At 75.3% G+C, this 16,507-nt stretch carries 12 protein-coding genes; 6 read left to right on the plus strand and 6 right to left on the minus strand.

Annotated elements, in window-relative coordinates:
- The first annotated feature begins 421 nt into the window (after positions 1 to 421).
- On the plus strand, positions 422 to 4,852 hold the full coding sequence (locus AC2TEW_RS12095; protein WP_484623368.1) for a polarized growth protein Scy-related protein: 4,431 nt from the start codon (positions 422 to 424) through the stop codon (positions 4,850 to 4,852).
- A 108-nt stretch (positions 4,853 to 4,960) separates the two neighbouring features.
- Positions 4,961 to 5,890 (plus strand): coiled-coil domain-containing protein, encoded by a 930-nt coding sequence (locus AC2TEW_RS12100; RefSeq protein WP_033824091.1) that lies wholly within the window; start codon positions 4,961 to 4,963, stop codon positions 5,888 to 5,890.
- Positions 5,891 to 5,974: 84 nt separating this feature from the next.
- On the opposite strand, the gene AC2TEW_RS12105 is transcribed toward AC2TEW_RS12100, so the two are convergent.
- Positions 5,975 to 6,769, minus strand: a complete 795-nt coding sequence (locus AC2TEW_RS12105) for an alpha/beta fold hydrolase (RefSeq protein WP_484623369.1) — start codon at positions 6,767 to 6,769, stop codon at positions 5,975 to 5,977.
- A 91-nt stretch (positions 6,770 to 6,860) separates the two neighbouring features.
- On the opposite strand from AC2TEW_RS12105, the gene AC2TEW_RS12110 reads away from it, so the two are divergent.
- The gene (locus AC2TEW_RS12110; RefSeq protein WP_484623370.1) at positions 6,861 to 7,910 is read left to right on the plus strand and encodes an ABC transporter ATP-binding protein; all 1,050 of its coding nucleotides are present in this window, start codon (positions 6,861 to 6,863) and stop codon (positions 7,908 to 7,910) included.
- Position 7,911: 1 nt separating this feature from the next.
- On the plus strand, positions 7,912 to 8,673 hold the full coding sequence (locus AC2TEW_RS12115) for an ABC transporter permease (protein WP_484623371.1): 762 nt from the start codon (positions 7,912 to 7,914) through the stop codon (positions 8,671 to 8,673).
- 29 nt (positions 8,674 to 8,702) lie between these two features.
- Here AC2TEW_RS12115 and AC2TEW_RS12120 read toward each other — a convergent pair whose 3' ends face one another.
- Positions 8,703 to 9,023 carry an Rv1322 family protein gene (locus AC2TEW_RS12120; RefSeq protein WP_484623372.1) on the minus strand — a complete coding sequence of 107 codons (321 nt, stop codon included), beginning with the start codon at positions 9,021 to 9,023 and terminating at the stop codon, positions 8,703 to 8,705.
- A gap of 332 nt (positions 9,024 to 9,355) precedes the next feature.
- Here AC2TEW_RS12120 and AC2TEW_RS12125 point away from each other — a divergent pair, with 332 nt between their 5' ends.
- On the plus strand, positions 9,356 to 10,546 hold the full coding sequence (locus AC2TEW_RS12125; protein WP_484623513.1) for an LLM class flavin-dependent oxidoreductase: 1,191 nt from the start codon (positions 9,356 to 9,358) through the stop codon (positions 10,544 to 10,546).
- An 88-nt stretch (positions 10,547 to 10,634) separates the two neighbouring features.
- On the opposite strand, the gene AC2TEW_RS12130 is transcribed toward AC2TEW_RS12125, so the two are convergent.
- Positions 10,635 to 11,027 (minus strand): SCO5389 family protein, encoded by a 393-nt coding sequence (locus tag AC2TEW_RS12130; RefSeq protein WP_484623373.1) that lies wholly within the window; start codon positions 11,025 to 11,027, stop codon positions 10,635 to 10,637.
- A 578-nt stretch (positions 11,028 to 11,605) separates the two neighbouring features.
- Here AC2TEW_RS12130 and nucS point away from each other — a divergent pair.
- Entirely contained in the window at positions 11,606 to 12,265 is a 660-nt protein-coding gene (gene nucS, locus AC2TEW_RS12135; RefSeq protein ID WP_033824085.1) for an endonuclease NucS, read from the plus strand.
- Between the two features lie 10 nt (positions 12,266 to 12,275).
- Here the strand turns inward: nucS and AC2TEW_RS12140 are convergent, their stop codons facing one another.
- From AC2TEW_RS12140 to AC2TEW_RS12150, 3 genes are all read right to left on the minus strand, one after another.
- Positions 12,276 to 14,462 (minus strand): ATP-binding protein, encoded by a 2,187-nt coding sequence (locus AC2TEW_RS12140; RefSeq protein WP_484623374.1) that lies wholly within the window; start codon positions 14,460 to 14,462, stop codon positions 12,276 to 12,278.
- 289 nt (positions 14,463 to 14,751) lie between these two features.
- Positions 14,752 to 15,120 carry an STAS domain-containing protein gene (locus tag AC2TEW_RS12145; RefSeq protein ID WP_484623375.1) on the minus strand — a complete coding sequence of 123 codons (369 nt, stop codon included), beginning with the start codon at positions 15,118 to 15,120 and terminating at the stop codon, positions 14,752 to 14,754.
- A gap of 356 nt (positions 15,121 to 15,476) precedes the next feature.
- The gene (locus AC2TEW_RS12150; protein WP_484623376.1) at positions 15,477 to 16,343 is read right to left on the minus strand and encodes a 3-hydroxyacyl-CoA dehydrogenase family protein; all 867 of its coding nucleotides are present in this window, start codon (positions 16,341 to 16,343) and stop codon (positions 15,477 to 15,479) included.
- Positions 16,344 to 16,507 lie beyond the last annotated feature (164 nt).

Consider the following 16,507-nt stretch of genomic DNA (forward strand, 5'->3'; position numbering starts at 1 on the left):
ACCCGGTTCGGGCCCGACCCGTCGGTAACTTCGGAAAAGAGAGGTGCCCCCATTCCCCCCGGGGCCGCGCCCACTACAATGCCCAAGTGCGCCAATGCTCCGGGGAGGACCGGTCCGGCGGGCACGGCCGAGCGCGAGTGGGGCTGATCATCCGACGGCTCGTCTCGTTGCAGGGGAGTCCACTACGCGGGCACGGCTGAACGGTCGCAGTTCGGATCTGTCACCATTCTCCCAAGGCAAGAGTTCGCTCAGGAGTCCACCCGGACGGCGGAGCGCGACACCGTCGCGCACCACCGCACGGCGGCTCCGACCCGTGGCACCAGCCGCGGCTGCAAGGACCAGCCGGTCCGGCCCCGGAATTCCGGGGGCCACTGGACCGGCCGGGTCGAGGACGCGACCAGGAGATGGATGGGACCGCGGAGTGCGGGGCTACGACCGCTACGAGGTTGAGGATCACCTCTCCCAGTTCGAGGCCGAGTTGGAGCGGGCTCGCAAGGAGCGGGACAAGACCATCGAGCATGCCGAGGACCTCGCCTACCAGGTGGAGGTGCTCCGGGCCAAGCTGCACGAGGCCCGGCGGCAGCTCGCTCAGCCGCGCGCCTTCGACTCCGTCAACGGCCAGGCCGAGCAGCTCCTGCGCAACGCCGAGCTGCAGGCCGAGGCGCTGCGCGCGGACGCCGAGCGCCAGTTCCGCGAGTCGCAGGCCGCCACCCAGCGGCTGATGGCCGAGGCCGCCGAGCGCACCGCGCAGCTGGAGGCCGAGCTCGGCGCCCGGCGCCGCCAGCTGGAGGACGAGCTCACCGAGCTGCGCCGCTCCGCCGAGCGCCACGTCAACGAGAACGTCAACTGGGCCGAGCAGGCCAGGGCCGGCACCGAGCAGGAGGCCCAGCGCCTGCTCCAGGAGGCCCGCGCCGAGTCCGAGCGGATGGTCGCCGCCGCCCGCGCGGAGGCCGCTGCCCTCGCCGACCAGGCCCGGGCCCAGACCGCCGCCGACGTCGACGCCGCCCGCGGCGAGGCCCGCGCCGCCGCCGAGGCCGCCCTCCAGCGCGCCCAGACCGACGCCGAACGCCTGCTGCGGGCCGCCTCCGAGCAGGCCCAGCAGGCCAGCGCCGCCGCCGAGGAACTGCGCGGCAGCGCCGCCAACCAGGCCCAGCAGCAGCTGGCCGGCGCGCAGGCCGCCGCGGAGCGGCAGCTCGCCGCCGCGCAGGCCGAGATCACCGCCCTCAAGCAGCGGGTCCAGGCCGACCAGGAGCGCGCCGCCGCCGCCCTGTCCCAGGCCCAGGCCGAGATAGAGCGGCTGCGCGCCGAGGTCGAGGCGGAGGCCGAACGGGCCCGCCGCGAGGCCACCGAGCTGCGCATCCAGGCCGAGGCCGCCGCCCAGCGCCTGCAGGCCGAGGCCGAGGCCGCCGCCGAGCAGAAGGTCGCCGACGGCGAGGCCGCCAGCGAGCAGCGCTCGCTCACCGCCCGGGCCGAGATCGCCCGGATGGTCGCCGCCGCCACCCGCGAGGCCGACCTGATCAAGTCCGCCGCCGCCACCGCCCAGGCCGAGGCCGAGGCCGCCAAGGCCGCCGCCGCCGAGGAGAGCGAACGGCTGCGCGGCGCCGCCGAGAGCGTCGCCACCCAGCTGCGCACCGAGGCCGAGACCGCCATCGCCGAGCTGCGGGCCGAGGCCGAACGGGAGATCGCCGCCCTGCGCGCCGAGGCCGAGGCCGCCGCCGGGCAGCTGCGCGCCGAGGCCGAGGAGAGCGGCCGCGCCGAGGGCGCGAAGGACGCCGCCGTCCGGCTCGCCAAGGCCGCCAAGCAGGCCGAGGACATCCTCGGCCGCGCCGCCCGGGACACCGAGGCCTCCCGCGCGGAGGCCGCCGCCGAGGCCGAGCGGGTCCGCGCGGAGGCCGCCGCGGAGGCCCAGCGGCTGCGCGAGCAGGCCGAGGCCGTCGTCGAGCAGGCCCAGAACGCCGCGCTGGACGACGCCGCCGCCGTCCGCGAGCAGATGGAGCGGATGCACGAGGAGGCCGCCCGGCTGCGCGCCGAGGCCGAGGAGCTGCGCGCCGAGGCCGAGGCCCAGGCCGAGCGGATCCGCGCCGAGGCCCGCCGCCAGGCCGTGGTGCAGGTCGAGGAGTCGGCCAAGACCGCCGAGGAACTGCTGACCCGGGCGAAGGCCGACGCCGACGAGCTGCGCGCCGGCGCGACCGCCGAGGTCGAGCGCCAGCGCGCGCAGGCCGCCGAGCAGGCCGCCGAGACCCAGGCCCGCGCGGAGCAGACGCTCGGCCGGGCCCGCTCCGAGGCCGAGAAGCTCGCCGCCACCGCCGCCCAGCAGCACCAGGAGGCGCTGGCCGCCGCGAAGGCCGCCGCCGCCGAGAACCGGGCCGCCGCCGAGCGGGAGACCGCCGAACTGCGGCGCGAGGCAGCCGAGTTCGACCAGCGGGTACGGGCCGAGGCGCTGGCCGCCGCCGAGTCGCTGCAGGCCCAGGCCCAGGCGTACGACACCGAGCTGCGCGCGGAGGCCCAGACCGCCGCCGAGGACACCCGCGAAGAGGCCCGCACCTGGGCCGAGAGCCACCGCACCGAGACCGCGAACCGGGCCCGCGAGGAGCTCGCCGAGGCCGAGGCCGCCGCCCAGGCGCTGCGCGAGGAGAGCCGCCGCGAGCGCGAGGAGGCCGCCGCCGGCCTGCTCCGCGAGCAGACCGAGACGAGCGAGCTGCTCGCCGCCGCCAAGGCCGACCGGGAGAGCGCCGAGACCGAGGCCGCCGAGCTGCGCGAGCGGACCGTCGCCGAGACGGACGAGCTGCGCGAACGGACCGCCGCCGAGGCCGCCGCCCTCACCGAGCGCACCGCCGCCGAGACCGCGGAACTGCGCGAACGGACCGTCGCCGAGACCGACGAGCTGCGCGAGCGGACCGCCGCCGAGGCCGCCGCCCTCACCGAACGGACCGCCGCCGAGACCGCCGAGGCGCGGGCCGCCGCCGAGCGGGACGCCGCCGAGCTGCGCGAGCGCGCCGAGCGCGAGCTGGCCGCCGCCGAGGCCGCCGCCACCGAGCAGCTGGCCGAGGCCGAGAGCGCCGCACAGGCGGCCCGCGCGGAGGCCGAAGCCGCCGCCGAGCAGCTGCGCGCCGAGGGCGCCAGGGACCTGGAACAGGCCCGGGAGAGCGCGGCCGAGCTGCGCCGGGACGCCGAGGAGCAGCGTGAACTCGCCGCCGCCGAGGCCGAGGAGCTGACCGCGGCCGCCACCCGGCAGGCCGCCGAGCTGCTCGCGGCGGCCGAGGACGAGGCCTCCGAGGTCCGTCAGTCGGTGGCCGGGCTGCACGAGTCCGCGTCCCAGCAGATCGCCGAACTGAAGTCCGCCGCCGAGCGCGAGGCCGCCGAGCTGCGCGAGTCCACCGCCGCCGAACTGGCCGAGGACCGGGAGCGCGCGGCCGTCGCCATCGCCCGCGAGCGGGCCGAGGCGCAGGCGTACGACACCAAGCTGCGCACCGGCGCGCAGGCGTACGACACCGAACTGCGCGCCGGGGCCGAGGCCGAGCGGCAGTCGGCGCTCGACTTCGCCGGGCAGTGCCGGGCGGACGCCGAGGAGCAGGCCCGCCGGGCCGTCGCCGAGGCCGAGGAGCGGGCCGCGGCCGCGCTGGCCGAGGCCGAGGAGTTCGCGGCGGCGCTGCGCGCCGAGGCGGAGGAGTACGCGCTGGCCACCCGCACGCTGGCGGAGGACTTCGACAGCGCCACCCGGGCCCGCGCCGAGGAGTACGACCGGGACACCCGGGAGGCGGCCGAGCAGTTCGACAAGTCCACCCGGGACCAGGCCAAGTCGGTGCTGGAGCGCGCCTTCGCCGACGCCGAGCAGCTCGGCGAGGACGCCCAGACCACCGCGCTGGCGACCACCGCCGCGGCCGAGGAGCAGGCCGACGCGATGGTGGCGGCGGCCCGCAAGGAGGCCGAGCGGCTGGTCGCGGCCGGGGAGGCGGCCGGGCAGGCCGAGGTCGAGAAGGCCAGGGCGGACGCCGACGCGCTGCTCTCCGAGGCCCGCCGGGACTCCACCGCGATCCGCGAGCGCGCCGAGGAGCTGCGCGAGCGCACCGACGCCGAGATCGAGGCGCTGCACGCGCGGGCCCGCAAGGAGAACGCGCAGGCCATGAAGTCGGCCGGCGAGCGGGTGGACGCGCTGGTGACGGCCGCCCAGGAGCAGCTGACCGAGGCCGAGGAGCAGGCGGTCGCGGCCGTCGCCGAGGCCGAGGAGCGGGCCGCCGAGCTGGTCGAGGCCGCCGAGAAGCGGGCCGCCGAGCTGACCTCGGAGGCCTCCGCGGAGGCCGGCAAGGTCCGGATCGCGGCCGTCCGCAAGGCAGAGGGCCTGCTGAAGGAGGCCGAGCTGAAGCTGGCGGACTCCACCTCGCGGGCCGAGGCGCTGATCGTGAAGGCCGAGGCGAAGCTGAAGTCCGCCGAGGAGGACGCGGAGCAGCGGATCGAGGCCGCCGCCGACGAGGCCGAGAAGCGGCTGCGCCGGGTCGACGAGAGCGCCGACGCGCAGCTGCGGCAGGCCGAGGAGGAGGCCGGGCGGGTGCTCGCCGAGGCGAAGGCCGAGGCGGAGCGCGTGACCGACGAGGGTCAGCGGGAGTTGGACGAGCTGGTCCGGCGGCGCAAGGACATCAACACCGAGATCTCCCGGGTCCAGGACGTGCTGTCGGCACTGGAGGCGTTCGAGGCTCCGTCACCGGTGGCCCAGGCAAGCGGGGGAAGCGGTAAGGGCGGTGGTCGCGGAGCAGGTACCGGGCCCGTCGCCCGCGAGGGGGCGTCGAAGGCCGGCGCCGGAGTCGGTGCCCCCCGATCGGGTGGCAATCGCTCCGGAGGGGCGCCACCCGATTGAGCGGACATTGTCCGCGAAGCATCGGCATTTCGCCGATGACACTCCGGTAACGTGTCAGGATTCCCTCAACCACCTCAGCGGTTCGACGACAGGAAGCCCAGAAATCCCATGAGCGACAGTCACTCCCCGCACGGCTTCGACCTGGTACGCCGTGGGTACGAGCGCGCCCAGGTCGACGAGCGGATCGCCAAGCTGGTAGCCGATCGCGACAGCGCGCTGGCCCGGATCGGCGCGCTGGAGAAGCGCATCGAGGAGCTCCACCTGGAGACCCAGAGCGCCCAGGCGCAGGTCGCCGACGCGGAGCCGTCCTACGCCGGTCTCGGCGCCCGGGTGGAGAAGATCCTCCGGCTCGCCGAGGAGGAGGCCAAGGACCTGCGCGAGGAGGCGCACCGCGCCGCCGAGCAGCACCGCGAGCTGGCCGAGGCGGCCGCCCAGCAGGTCCGTTCCGAGGCGGAGAACTACGCCAAGGACCGCAAGGCCAAGGCCGAGGACGAGGGTCTGCGGATCGTCGACAAGGCCAAGAGCGACAGCGCCCAGCTGCGCGCCGAGGCCAACAAGGACGCCCAGAACAAGCGCGAGGAGGCGGACGCCCTCTTCGAGGAGACCCGCACCAAGGCCGCCCAGGCAGCGCTGGAGTTCGAGACCAACCTGGCCAAGCGCCGCGAGCAGTCCGAGCGCGACCTGGCGGCCCGTCAGGCGAAGGCCGAGAAGCGGCTGGCCGAGATCGAGCACCGGGCCGAGCAGCTCCGCCTGGAGGCGGAGAAGCTGCGCACCGACGCCGAGCGCCGCGCCCGCCAGACGGTGGAGACCGCGCAGCGCCAGGCCGAGGACATCGTCGCCGACGCCAACGCCAAGGCCGACCGGGTCCGCAGCGAGTCCGAGCGCGAGCTGGCGGCGCTCACCAACCGCCGCGACTCGATCAACGCCCAGCTCACCAACGTGCGCGAGATGCTCGCCACGCTGACCGGCGCGGCCGTGGCCGCCGCCACCCTGCCGGCCGACGACGCCCTCGGCGTGCCGGCCCAGCAGTCCCGCTGATCCCTGGCGCGGTCCGACGCTGACGCGGTGCCCGGCGGGCCCGTACCGATCCCGGTACGGGCCCGCCGTGCTGTCCGGCGCCGGTCAGGCGTGCACCCGTCGCAGCAGGGCGCGCACCGCGGCGTCGAAGGTCTCGGGGGCCTCCAGCGAGCTGAGGTGGCCGACCGCGGGGATGACGGTCAGTTCGGCGTCGGCCATCGCCTCGGCCATCATCCGGGCCTCGGCCAGCGGGGTCACGGCGTCGGCCTCGCCGACGATGACGGCGGCCGGTACGTCGACGGCCGCCAGTACCTCCAGCGAGTCGCCGCGGGCGGCCATCGCGCGCTGGGCCCAGGCGACGGCCCGCGGGGAGGCCTCGGCGATCATCGCGCGGACCTCGGCGAGCAGGTCGGGACCGGCCGCGGGACCGAGCAGGCTCTCGGCCACCTTCTCCTCGGCCAGCAGCTGTACGCTGTCCCGGGCCAGCACGGCCGCGGCGATCCGCTCGCGGTTGGTACGGGCCTGTTCGGTGTCGGGGGCGGCCTTGGTGTCGGCGAGCAGCAGACCGCACAGCCGGTCGGGGTGGCGCCGGGCGAAGGCCATCGCGACGTACCCGCCCATCGACAGTCCGCCCACCACCGCACGGTCCACCTCGGCCTCGTCCAGCAGCCGGGCGACGTCGTCGGCGACCAGGTCGAGCGAGGGGGCGTCGTCACCGAGCGGAGCCGCCCCGAAGCCGCGCTGGTCGGGGGCGAACACCCGGGCCAGCTCCCCCGCCGCACCGGCGAGCCGCTCCAGCTGGGCGGCCCACATCCGGGCGGAGAACGGGAAGGCGTGCAGCAGGACGAGCGGGGTGCCGGTGGCGCGCGCGTGGCCGGCGGGTGCAGTGGGGAGGGTCATGGTGCCACCGTATTGCGGGCCACCGACCTCCCGCAGCCAGCGCGCCTCAATACCCGCTTTGCCATAATCTGACGGAGAGTGAGGGAGCGACATGATCGAACTGCATCAACTGACGAAACGATACGGCACTAAGCTGGCCGTGGACGGGCTCAGCTTCCAGGTGCCCCAGGGCGTCGTGACGGGCTTCCTCGGACCCAACGGTGCCGGCAAGTCCACCACCATGCGCATGATCCTCGACCTGGACCGCCCGACCAGCGGCCGGGTCACCATCGACGGCAAGGGCTACGGGCAGCTGTCCGAGCCGCTGAAGAAGATCGGCGCACTGCTGGAGGCCAAGGCCGTCCACCCCGGCCGCTCCGCCTACGACCACCTGCTGTGGCTGGCGCAGAGCAACCGGATCCCGCGCTCCCGGGTGGACGAGGTGCTGGCCCTGGTCGGTCTCACCCCGGTGGCCAAGAAGCGCGCCAAGGGCTTCTCGCTCGGCATGGGCCAGCGTCTGGGCATCGCCTCCGCGCTGCTCGGCGACCCCGAGATCCTGATGTTCGACGAGCCGGTCAACGGGCTCGACCCCGAGGGCATCCTGTGGATCCGCAACCTGATGAAGGGCCTGGCCTCCGAGGGCCGGACGGTCTTCGTCTCCTCGCACCTGATGAGCGAGATGGCGCTGACCGCCGACCACCTGGTAGTGATCGGCAAGGGCCGGCTGCTGGCCGACCTGTCGATGGCCGAGTTCATCAAGCAGAACGCCCGCTCCGCCGCCCGGATCCGCACCCCGCACCCCGAGCAGCTGCTGGACGCGCTGCACGGCGCCGGGCTGCAGGCCGAGCAGGTGGCCGGCGGCGCGTACGAGGTCGAGAACGGCGATCTGACCTTCCTCGGCGACCTGGCCGCGCAGCACGGCATCACCCTGCACGAACTCAGCCAGCAGCAGGCCTCGCTGGAGGAGGCGTTCATGCAGATGACCGCGGACTCGGTGGAGTACCACGCGGGCCCGGGCGCACCGGGCGCACCCGGCGCGCCGCCGGTCTGGGGCGCCGGCTGGCAGCAGGGCCAGGGCGCCGCCGTACCGGCCGGGCAGCAGCCGGCCCCGGCCGCACCGGCCGTCCCGCAGCCCGCCCCGCAGGGTGGAGAGGAGAACTGAGATGGCGTCCTTCCCCGCGATCCTGCAGTCCGAGTGGACCAAGATCCGCAGTGTCCGCTCGACCATCTGGACCCTGGCGCTGACCTTCCTGGTGGTGCTCGGCCTCGGCGTGCTGATCTCCCTGCTCGCCAAGAGCAACTTCAGCGACTTCGACCGCAACGGGCCGTTCGACGCCGCCAGCACCTCGCTGTCCGGCATCGGGCTCGGCGAGCTCGCCATCATCGTCTTCGGCGTCCTCGCGGTCGGCAACGAGTACAGCAGCGGCCTGATCCGGGTCTCGCTGGCCGCCGTGCCGCAGCGCGGCACCCTGCTCACCGCCAAGGCCGTCGTGCTGGGTGCGCTGGCGCTGGCCGTCTCGCTGGTGACGGTCTTCGTCACCTTCTTCGTCGGCCAGGCGCTGCTCGGCGAGCACTCCACCGACCTGGGCCAGCCGAACGTGCTGCGCGCGGTGCTCGGCGCCGCCGCCTACCTGACCATGCTCTGCCTGTTCTCGGCCGGCGTCACCGCGATGCTGCACAACCAGACCCTGGCGCTCGGCATCCTGGTGCCGTTCTTCTTCCTGCTGTCGCCGATCCTGTCGGCGGTGCCGAAGGTGAAGAGCGTGGCGCACTACTTCCCCGACTACGCGGGCCGGCGGATGCTGCTGGTCTACGGCGAGAGCGGGCAGCCGTACGGCGCCGGGGCGGGCTTCCTGATCTGCCTGGCCTGGACGCTGGCGGCCCTGGTCGGCGGCGCGCTGGTGCTGAAGAACCGGGACGCCTGACGGGACGCCCGCACGAGGGCCCGCGAGGGTCAGTACCGGGGAGCGCCGCGGCCACGCTGGATGTCGGCGCCGCGGCGCTCCCGCGCTCCCCAGCACGCCCGGTGCCAGTGCCGGCGGTCGTCCACCCCGGCGCCGTGCTCGGGCCAGGCCACCACGTGGCCGACGCCCGGCGGGATCTCCTGGTCGCAGCCCGGGCAGCGGTAGAACCGGCCCGCGGTCCCCGCGACGGTCTGCACCACCCACTCCTCGCCGCGGTAGCTCTCGGTGCGGCGCAGCGAGCCGCCCGGCGGGGCGGCCGGCGCGGCCTCGCGGCCGGCGGAGCTGGGGATCCGGTTTCGGCGGGGCGACACGTCGACTACCTCTCGGCCGGGCACGATTTACCCTCAAGGGTAAGGCTCGGCGGCCCGGCTCAGGGGCCACTATCACGAGGTGGCCCGAGGGCCGGGTGTTTCCCCCGAGATCCATCCTTTCTTTCGGGAAATTGGTCGATCGGCGTGCCATTGGCACATGACATGGGTTACTCACAAGGGGACAAGGCGGGGCACGCAGACCCTGCGCGCTCCCGAGGAGGCCTCCGATGACCAAGACCACCCCCCGGCCCACCGTCCAGCTGCCGGCCCCCGCGCCGGTGCCGGCGGCCGGGCCCGCTCCGGCGCTCGGGCACCGGGCCGGCACCGACTCGATCCGGGTCGGTGCCTTCCTGCTCTCCGCGCAGTTCCCCGGCCAGGGCCAGAGCGAGGCGCTGGAACGCACCCTGGCCGCCACCACCGCCGCCGAGCGGTCCGGGCTGGACAGCGTCTGGCTGGCCGAGCACCACTTCGTGCCGTACGGGGTCTGCCCCGACGCCGCGACGCTGGCCGCCCTGCTGCTCGGGCGCACCCGGCGGATCGGCGTCGGCACCGCGGTCAGCGTGCTGTCCACCGGCCACCCGGTGAAGCTCGGCGAGCAGGCCGCGCTGCTTCACCTCACCTCCGGCGGCCGGTTCACCCTCGGGGTGGGGCGCGGCGGCCCGTGGATCGACCTGTCGGTGTTCGGCACCGGGCTGGCGGCGTACGAGGAGGGCTTCCCCGAGCGGCTGGACCTGCTGCTGCGCTGGCTGCGGGAGGGCCGGGTCGGCGCGGAAGGGCCGCAGTTCACCTTCCCCGAGGTGGCGGTGGTGCCGCGGGCCGGCGAGCCGGTGATCCCCGCGGAGCCGGCCGGGTACCCCGAGCCGCTGCCGCGGGAGTCGCTGGGGGGCTGGCTGGGATTGGGCGCCGAGCCCGAGGCCGCGCTGCGCGGCTTCCCCCGGCAGCGGCACGAGCGGGGCGCGCTGCGGCGCCGGCCGGCCGCCGGGCCGCCCGTACCGGCCGGACCGCCGGTGGTGGTGGCCTGCACCTCGCCCGGCGGGGTGCGCACGGCCGCGGAGCGCGGGCTGCCGATGCTGCTGGGCATGCACACGGGCGACGAGGACAAGAAGGAGATGCTGGCCGCGTACCGGGCCGCCTGGCGGGCCGCCGGCCGCGGCGAGGAGCAGCTGGCCAGGGTCGAGCGCGAACACGTCGCGGCGGGGGTGGCGCAGGTCGCCGACCGGACCGCGGGCGCCCGCGCCGAACTGCTCCGGGCGATGCCGGGGTTCTTCGCCGACGGACTCGGCGCGCACCGCACCGTGGACGGCCAGGAGCGGCGGATGCGCGACCCGTACGCGTACACCGAACTGCTCTGCGAGCTGCACCCGGTGGGCACGCCGCGGGACTGCGCGGACCGGCTGCTGGCGACCGCCGAGCGGACCGGGATCCGCCGGTTCGCCCTGCTCACCGAAGGCTCCGGCGACCGGGCGGCCACCCTGGAGAACATCGCCCGGCTCGGCGCCGAGGTGCTGCCGCAGCTGGGCTGAACGGCACCGCGGCAGCAGTGGTGCCGCGCCGGTGTGCCAACGCCGGTGGGCCGCCCCGAAGGACGGCCCACCGGCGGGACGGGGCGGTTCAGCAGTCCCGCAGTTCTTCCGACTGGTTGAGGATCTGGGCCCGGACGGAGGTGAAGCGGCGGTGACGCTCGGCGGAGGCCTCGGACGGCGTGAACACGGCCACCCGGTGGCAGTTCTGGAACGCCAACTGCACGCCGAAGTGCCGCTGCAGGGCGCCCCGGATCGCGTCGCTGGCCATGGCGCGCAGCAGCTGGCCGCGGGCCTGCTCGCTGGGCGGCGGGACCTGGTTGTCGGCGAAGTCGGTGCCGTCGACCTTGAGCTGGGCGACCAACGAGCTGATCAGCTCCCAGGCGTACGGCAGGGAGACGCGGACGCAGTCGACGAACTCCCTCTCGTCGACCTCGCCTCTCTCGGCCTTCTCAAGCAGGGCCGGTGAGACGTCGAGCGACATGGGTTCTCCTCTCGCGGTCCACCCTGGCGCGGCTGCCGGGGTGGTCGTGCGTGGTGCGGATGGTGCCGTGCCGTGCTCACACAGGTGGTGCACAGGTGCTGCGGTGGCTGGTGCCGCCCGGTCCGGCTTCCGCCGGTCCGGGCTGACGAGGGCTCAGTGGGCGGCACCGGGGCCGCAGGGGCCCGCGGGGACCGCGCACCGAGAACAGGGGGCAGAACCCGGGTCCGGCCGGATCCCGGGCGCACGCCGACGCCGTGGCGACACCGCCAGGTGGGGCGGCGGCCACTTACTCAAGGTTGTCACTCGTCGCTCAGCGCGGCTGGAGAATCCATCGATTCACGGCTCGAGCGCCGCCCGGTGGAGCAGATTGGCCGGATCCCGTCGGAGCGGTTCATCTCGCTTCTCCATCCCCGTTGGACGCACCCCGGCGGCCGGACATCCGGGTGCCGTACCGTGGGCCGGTTCGGCGTCGGCGGCGGCGAGGTGTCGTCACTCCATGGTTGGCCGCCTGCGCGCTTTCTTCACCCGGCTGTCGCGGAATCGCATCAACTGGCCCCGGTGGGCTAGCGTGGTCGACCGTGCGTCTCGTAATTGCCCGCTGCTCCGTCGACTATGCCGGACGGCTCTCCGCCCATCTCCCGTCCGCTACCCGCCTCATCCTGGTGAAGGCCGACGGGAGCGTCAGCATCCATGCCGACGACCGCGCCTACAAGCCGCTCAACTGGATGTCGCCGCCGTGCAGCCTGAAGGAGGTGGACGGCGTCTGGACGGTCACCAACAAGGCCGGCGAGAAGCTGATCATCACCCTGGAACAGGTGCTGCACGACTCCTCGCACGAGCTCGGGGTCGACCCCGGGCTGGTGAAGGACGGCGTGGAGGCCCACCTCCAGGAGCTGCTCGCCGACCGGATGGAGGTGCTCGGGGCCGGCTGGCAGCTGATCCGGCGCGAGTACCCGACCGCGATCGGCCCGGTCGACATCCTGTGCCGCGACTCCGACGGCGCCACCGTCGCCATCGAGATCAAGCGGCGCGGCGAGATCGACGGGGTGGAGCAGCTCACCCGCTACCTGGAGCTGCTCAACCGCGACCCGCTGCTGGCCCCCGTGAAGGGCGTCTTCGCCGCGCAGGAGATCAAGCCGCAGGCCCGGGTGCTGGCCACCGACCGCGGCATCGGCTGCGTGGTGCTGGACTACGACGAGCTGCGCGGCATCGACGACGACAAGCTCAAGCTGTTCTGACCCCGTCGGCCTACGTGCCGCTGGGCGAGGGCGAGGCCGAGGGGCTCGTCGGCTCCGAGGTCGGGGGCGTGCTCGTGGGCGGCGGGGTCGTGGGCGGCGTCGTGACCGGCCCTCCGCCGCCGCCCGGGGGCGGGGCCGTCGTCGTGGCCGTCGCGGACCTGCTCGGGGTGGGCTTCCTGGTCGTACTGCGGGAGGCGCTCGGCGTGGCCGAGGGGGTCTCGGTCTCCGCCTCGGTGGCGCTCTCGGTGGGCGTCGGGGTGTCGGAGGCCGACGGGCTCGCGCCGGACGGCATCAGGCCGCTGGGCAGCACGTAGTCGTCGACCGAGTGGCCGGGGCCGCCGGAGCCGCCGCCCTGCTCGTCCGGTCCGGCGAGGCTCAGGCCGATCGCGGTGCCGAGCACGCCGAGCGCGAGGACCGCGGCCGATGCGCCGAGCACCGTGCGCCGCAGGTCGCGTCCGGTCCTGGGCGCCGTCCGGAAGCGGAACGGCGCCTGGGCGATGGCCCGGATCACCGGGCGGCGGCCGCCGGGCGACCCCTCGTCCTCGTCCTCGTCGTGCTCCGCCGCCAGGCTGGCCCGCAGCAGTTCGATCATCCGCCGGGCCGCCGCCCCGCCGCGCGGCTCGCCCAGGGCGGCGCGCAGGGCGACGGCCGCGTCCAGTTCGGCCGAGGCCCGCTGGGTGGTGCCCAGGCACAGCGCGAGCGCGCCGAGTTCCTGGTGGAACCAGGCCTCCTCGCCGGTCGCGCCGAGGCTGCGCGCGGCCTCCAGTCCCAGCTGCAGCGACCGCTCCCACGCACCCCAGCGCAGCGACATCGCCAGGGCCGGCGCGGCCGACCTGGCGAGCTGCAGGACGGCCTCGGGGCGGCCGGCGTCCCGGTCGGCGAGCAGTGCGCCGAGCACCACCTCGGCCTCGGCGGCGATCTGCCCGGTGCCCACCGAGCCGTGCGCGACCCACCAGGAGAAGTGCTCGGCGGCGCCGTACCCGATCTCGCCGGTCTCCCAGTGGGCGGCCAGGCTGTCCAGGACGCCCGCCGCCAGCCGGAGGTGGCCGCCGGCCGGGACGGCGAGTCCGGCGTCGACCAGTTCCTGCAGTGCGCTCTCGCCGTGGCCGACGTCGATCAGGGCGGGGAGGTGGGAGGCGGTGGGGCATTCGCCGCCGAGCGCCAGGGCGAGCCGGAGCACCTCGCGGGCGGCGTCGCCGAGCCCGTCGGCGAGGCGCAGCGCGGGTGCCGCGGTCTCCGCCACGGTCGGCAGCGGGACGGAGCGCCGCAGTTCGGCCTCCAGTTCGGCCGGGTCCTCGGGCTCCTCGATCTCCTCGACCGTCCCGAAGACGCTGCGGCGGTCCTCGCGGGCGGCGACCAGGGCGTCGACCGCGATGTCGCGCTGGCGCAGCAGTGCGGCCGCCTGGACGAAGCGCAGCGGCAGTCCCTCCGACTCGAACCACAGGTCGACCGCCCAGGCCCGTTCGGACTCGTCCAGCTGACGGCCCGCCAGCCGGACCACCAGGTTGAGGCAGGCGCCCCGCGACAGGCCGCCCACCGGGTGGTCCTGCAGTCGCGAGCCGGCCGGCAGCGGCCGCCCGCCCGAGGCCGCGGCCACCAGGAACGCGCAGTCGGGTGCCAGCTCCAGCAGCTGTTCCAGCTCCGCCTCGCCGAGTTCGACGTCGTCGATGGTGACCACCGCGCCCACCGCGCCGAGCCGTTCGGCGAGTTCCGGCCGGTCGGGGCGGACGCCGGGGGCGTGGTGGGTGGCGGCGAACAGGTCCTGCACCAGGTCGGCGTAGGTCCGCCGGTGGCCGCTGAGCCGGACCACCCCGTCGGGTGCCAGCGCGTCGGCCGCGTCCGCGACGGCGGCCAGCAGGGCGCTGCGGCCGGAGCCGGGCTGGCCGGTCAGCCGGACCGAGCGGCCCTCCGCCAGCAGGCCGAGCAGCTGGGCGGTGTCGGCCTCCCGGTCGAGCACCGGCAGGTCCGCGAGGCCGGTGCCGAGTGCCAGCGGGCCGACCGCGACCTCGGGGCCGAGCGCGGGGCCGTGGTGGGCCGGTCCGCGGGTGCGCCGGGGCTCGGGCCGCCAGCCGTCCGGGCAGGCGGTGACCTCGGAGCCGTCGGCGCCGCCCACGGTCAGCATCAGGTCGCCGGGGAACACCTCGCGGGTGCGGGGGCGCGGCCCGTCCTGCCGGAAATCGCCGGTTGGCTGTCCCACGTCCATGCTCCGCCCATGATCGACCGTCCGGCGCTGAACCCCCGGCGCCGCCGTACGGCCACGGGCCGGCTCCGCGTGGCCGTGGCTTCTGGCGCAGACTTTCCCACACCGGCTCCCCGGAGCACAGACCCGGTCCCGGTTTCCGGGCCGCCCCGGAAGGGCCGTGCACGACCGAAGCAGGTACCGGCGGGTAGGGCGCACGGACGGGCCGACCGGGGAAGGAAGTTGGCGGCGCGGAGCACGGGCGGCCGGACCGCACCGGACCGCACCGGGCCGGGAGGCGGGCGGGTCAGCCGGCCGGGGCCGCCAGCGGCGGGGCCGCGGCGCCGAGCGCCGGGACGGTGGCGCCGTAGGCGTCCGGGAGGGCGCCCTCGACGGCGAGGATGCGGTGCAGGCGGGTGGCGACCAGCAGCCGCTGCAGCTGCGCGGGGACGTCCCGCAGGACGAGGCGGCGGCCGAGCCGGCCGGCCCGGCGGTGGGTGCCCATGATGACGCCGAGACCGGTGGCGTCCCAGAACTCCAGGCGGCCGAGGTCCAGCACCAGGTCGCCCTGCCCGCCGTCGACGGCGGAGTGCAGGTGGGCCCGCGCGTCGGCGGCACTGCGGACGTCGAGCCGGCCTTCGATGGCCAGGCCGCGGTGGTCACCGGTGATGCGCACGCTCTCCTCCTCCGCCGTGCCGATGCGCCGTGTCGATGCGCCGTGTCGCTCCAGGGTGCCGATCCCGGGTACAGGTCCGGGATCCGCGCGGGTGCCGCCAGGGGTACGGGGCCGGGCCGGGCCGGCAGGCGCCGCGCCGGTCTCCCCCTCATCTGACGGTGAACCAACTCCGCAGGTTGCTCCCACCCGGCGGGATGGCGGTCAACTTCACCCGTCCGAGGGAATATACGCAGGAAGTCCCCATACTCATGCGCGATTCCCGCCCAAATCACCCGTCTGCGGCGCGGGCGTGAGCAAACTCACCCGGGTGGTGGGCCCGCTCACGGCGATCCGCCCACCACCCGGGTGACGCACTCCTAGGACTCGTAGCCGTAGAAGCCGCGGCCGCTCTTGCGGCCGAGGTCCCCGGCGGTCACCATCCGGGCCATGATCTCCGGGGCGGCGAACTTCTCGTCCTGGGTCTCGGCGTAGATGTTGTGCGCCGCGTGCAGCAGGATGTCGACACCGGTCAGGTCGGCGGTCTGCAGCGGGCCCATCGGGTGGCCGAAGCCCAGCCGGCAGGCGGTGTCGATGTCCTCGGCGCTGGCCACGCCCGACTCGTACAGCTTCGCCGCCTCCACCACCAGCGCGGTGATCAGCCGGGTGGTGACGAAGCCGGCCACGTCGCGGTTGACCACCACGACCTCCTTGCCGACGCCCTCGGCGTACGCCCGCACCCGGGCCAGCGTCTCGTCGCTGGTCTTGTAGCCGCGCACCAGCTCCACCAGGCGCATCAGCGGCACCGGCGAGAAGAAGTGCACGCCGACCACGCTCTCCGGGCGGGAGGTGGCGGCGGCGATCCGGGTGATCGGGATGGCGGAGGTGTTGGAGGCCAGCACCGCGCCCTCCTTGGCGATCTTGTCGAGCTCGCGGAAGACGCTCTCCTTGACCTCCAGCTGCTCGAACACCGCCTCGACCACGATGTCCGCCCCGGCGACCGCACCGAGGTCGGTGGTGGTGGTGATCCGGCCCAGCGCCGCCTCGGCGTCCTCCGCCGACATCCGGCCCTTCGCCACGAACTTCTCGTACGAGGCGCGGATCCCGGCGAGGCCCCGCTGCAGCGCCTCGTCCGTGACGTCGCGCAGCACCACCGGGTGGCCGGCCTGCGCCGACACCTGGGCGATGCCCGCGCCCATCAGGCCGGCACCGATCACGGCGATCTGCTGGGTGGCTGCGTTGCTCATGGCTGGGTCTCCCGAGTGACGATGTTCGCCCGTCGGACCCACCGGGAGCCGCGGGGCCGAGGCCCGTGCTCCGGCGGTTCCAGGGCGGTGCCTGAAGGCGGCTCAGGGCAGGGGTCTCCCCCCCCCCCCCCCGGAGCCGCGCCGCTCACGGCCCGGACTCTAAC

Source organism: Kitasatospora sp. NEAU-CNBT7, from assembly GCF_057220535.1.

Excerpts from the sequence above, each read along its gene's own strand:
- AC2TEW_RS12130 (WP_484623373.1), bottom strand. The coding sequence starts at position 11,027 with ATGTCGCTCGACGTCTCACCGGCCCTGCTTGAGAAGGCCGAGAGAGGC.
- AC2TEW_RS12105 (WP_484623369.1), bottom strand. The coding sequence starts at position 6,769 with ATGACCCTCCCCACTGCACCCGCCGGCCACGCGCGCGCCACCGGCACC.
- AC2TEW_RS12115 (WP_484623371.1), top strand. The coding sequence starts at position 7,912 with ATGGCGTCCTTCCCCGCGATCCTGCAGTCCGAGTGGACCAAGATCCGC.
- AC2TEW_RS12100 (WP_033824091.1), top strand. The coding sequence starts at position 4,961 with ATGAGCGACAGTCACTCCCCGCACGGCTTCGACCTGGTACGCCGTGGG.
- AC2TEW_RS12150 (WP_484623376.1), bottom strand. The coding sequence starts at position 16,343 with ATGAGCAACGCAGCCACCCAGCAGATCGCCGTGATCGGTGCCGGCCTG.
- AC2TEW_RS12110 (WP_484623370.1), top strand. The coding sequence starts at position 6,861 with ATGATCGAACTGCATCAACTGACGAAACGATACGGCACTAAGCTGGCC.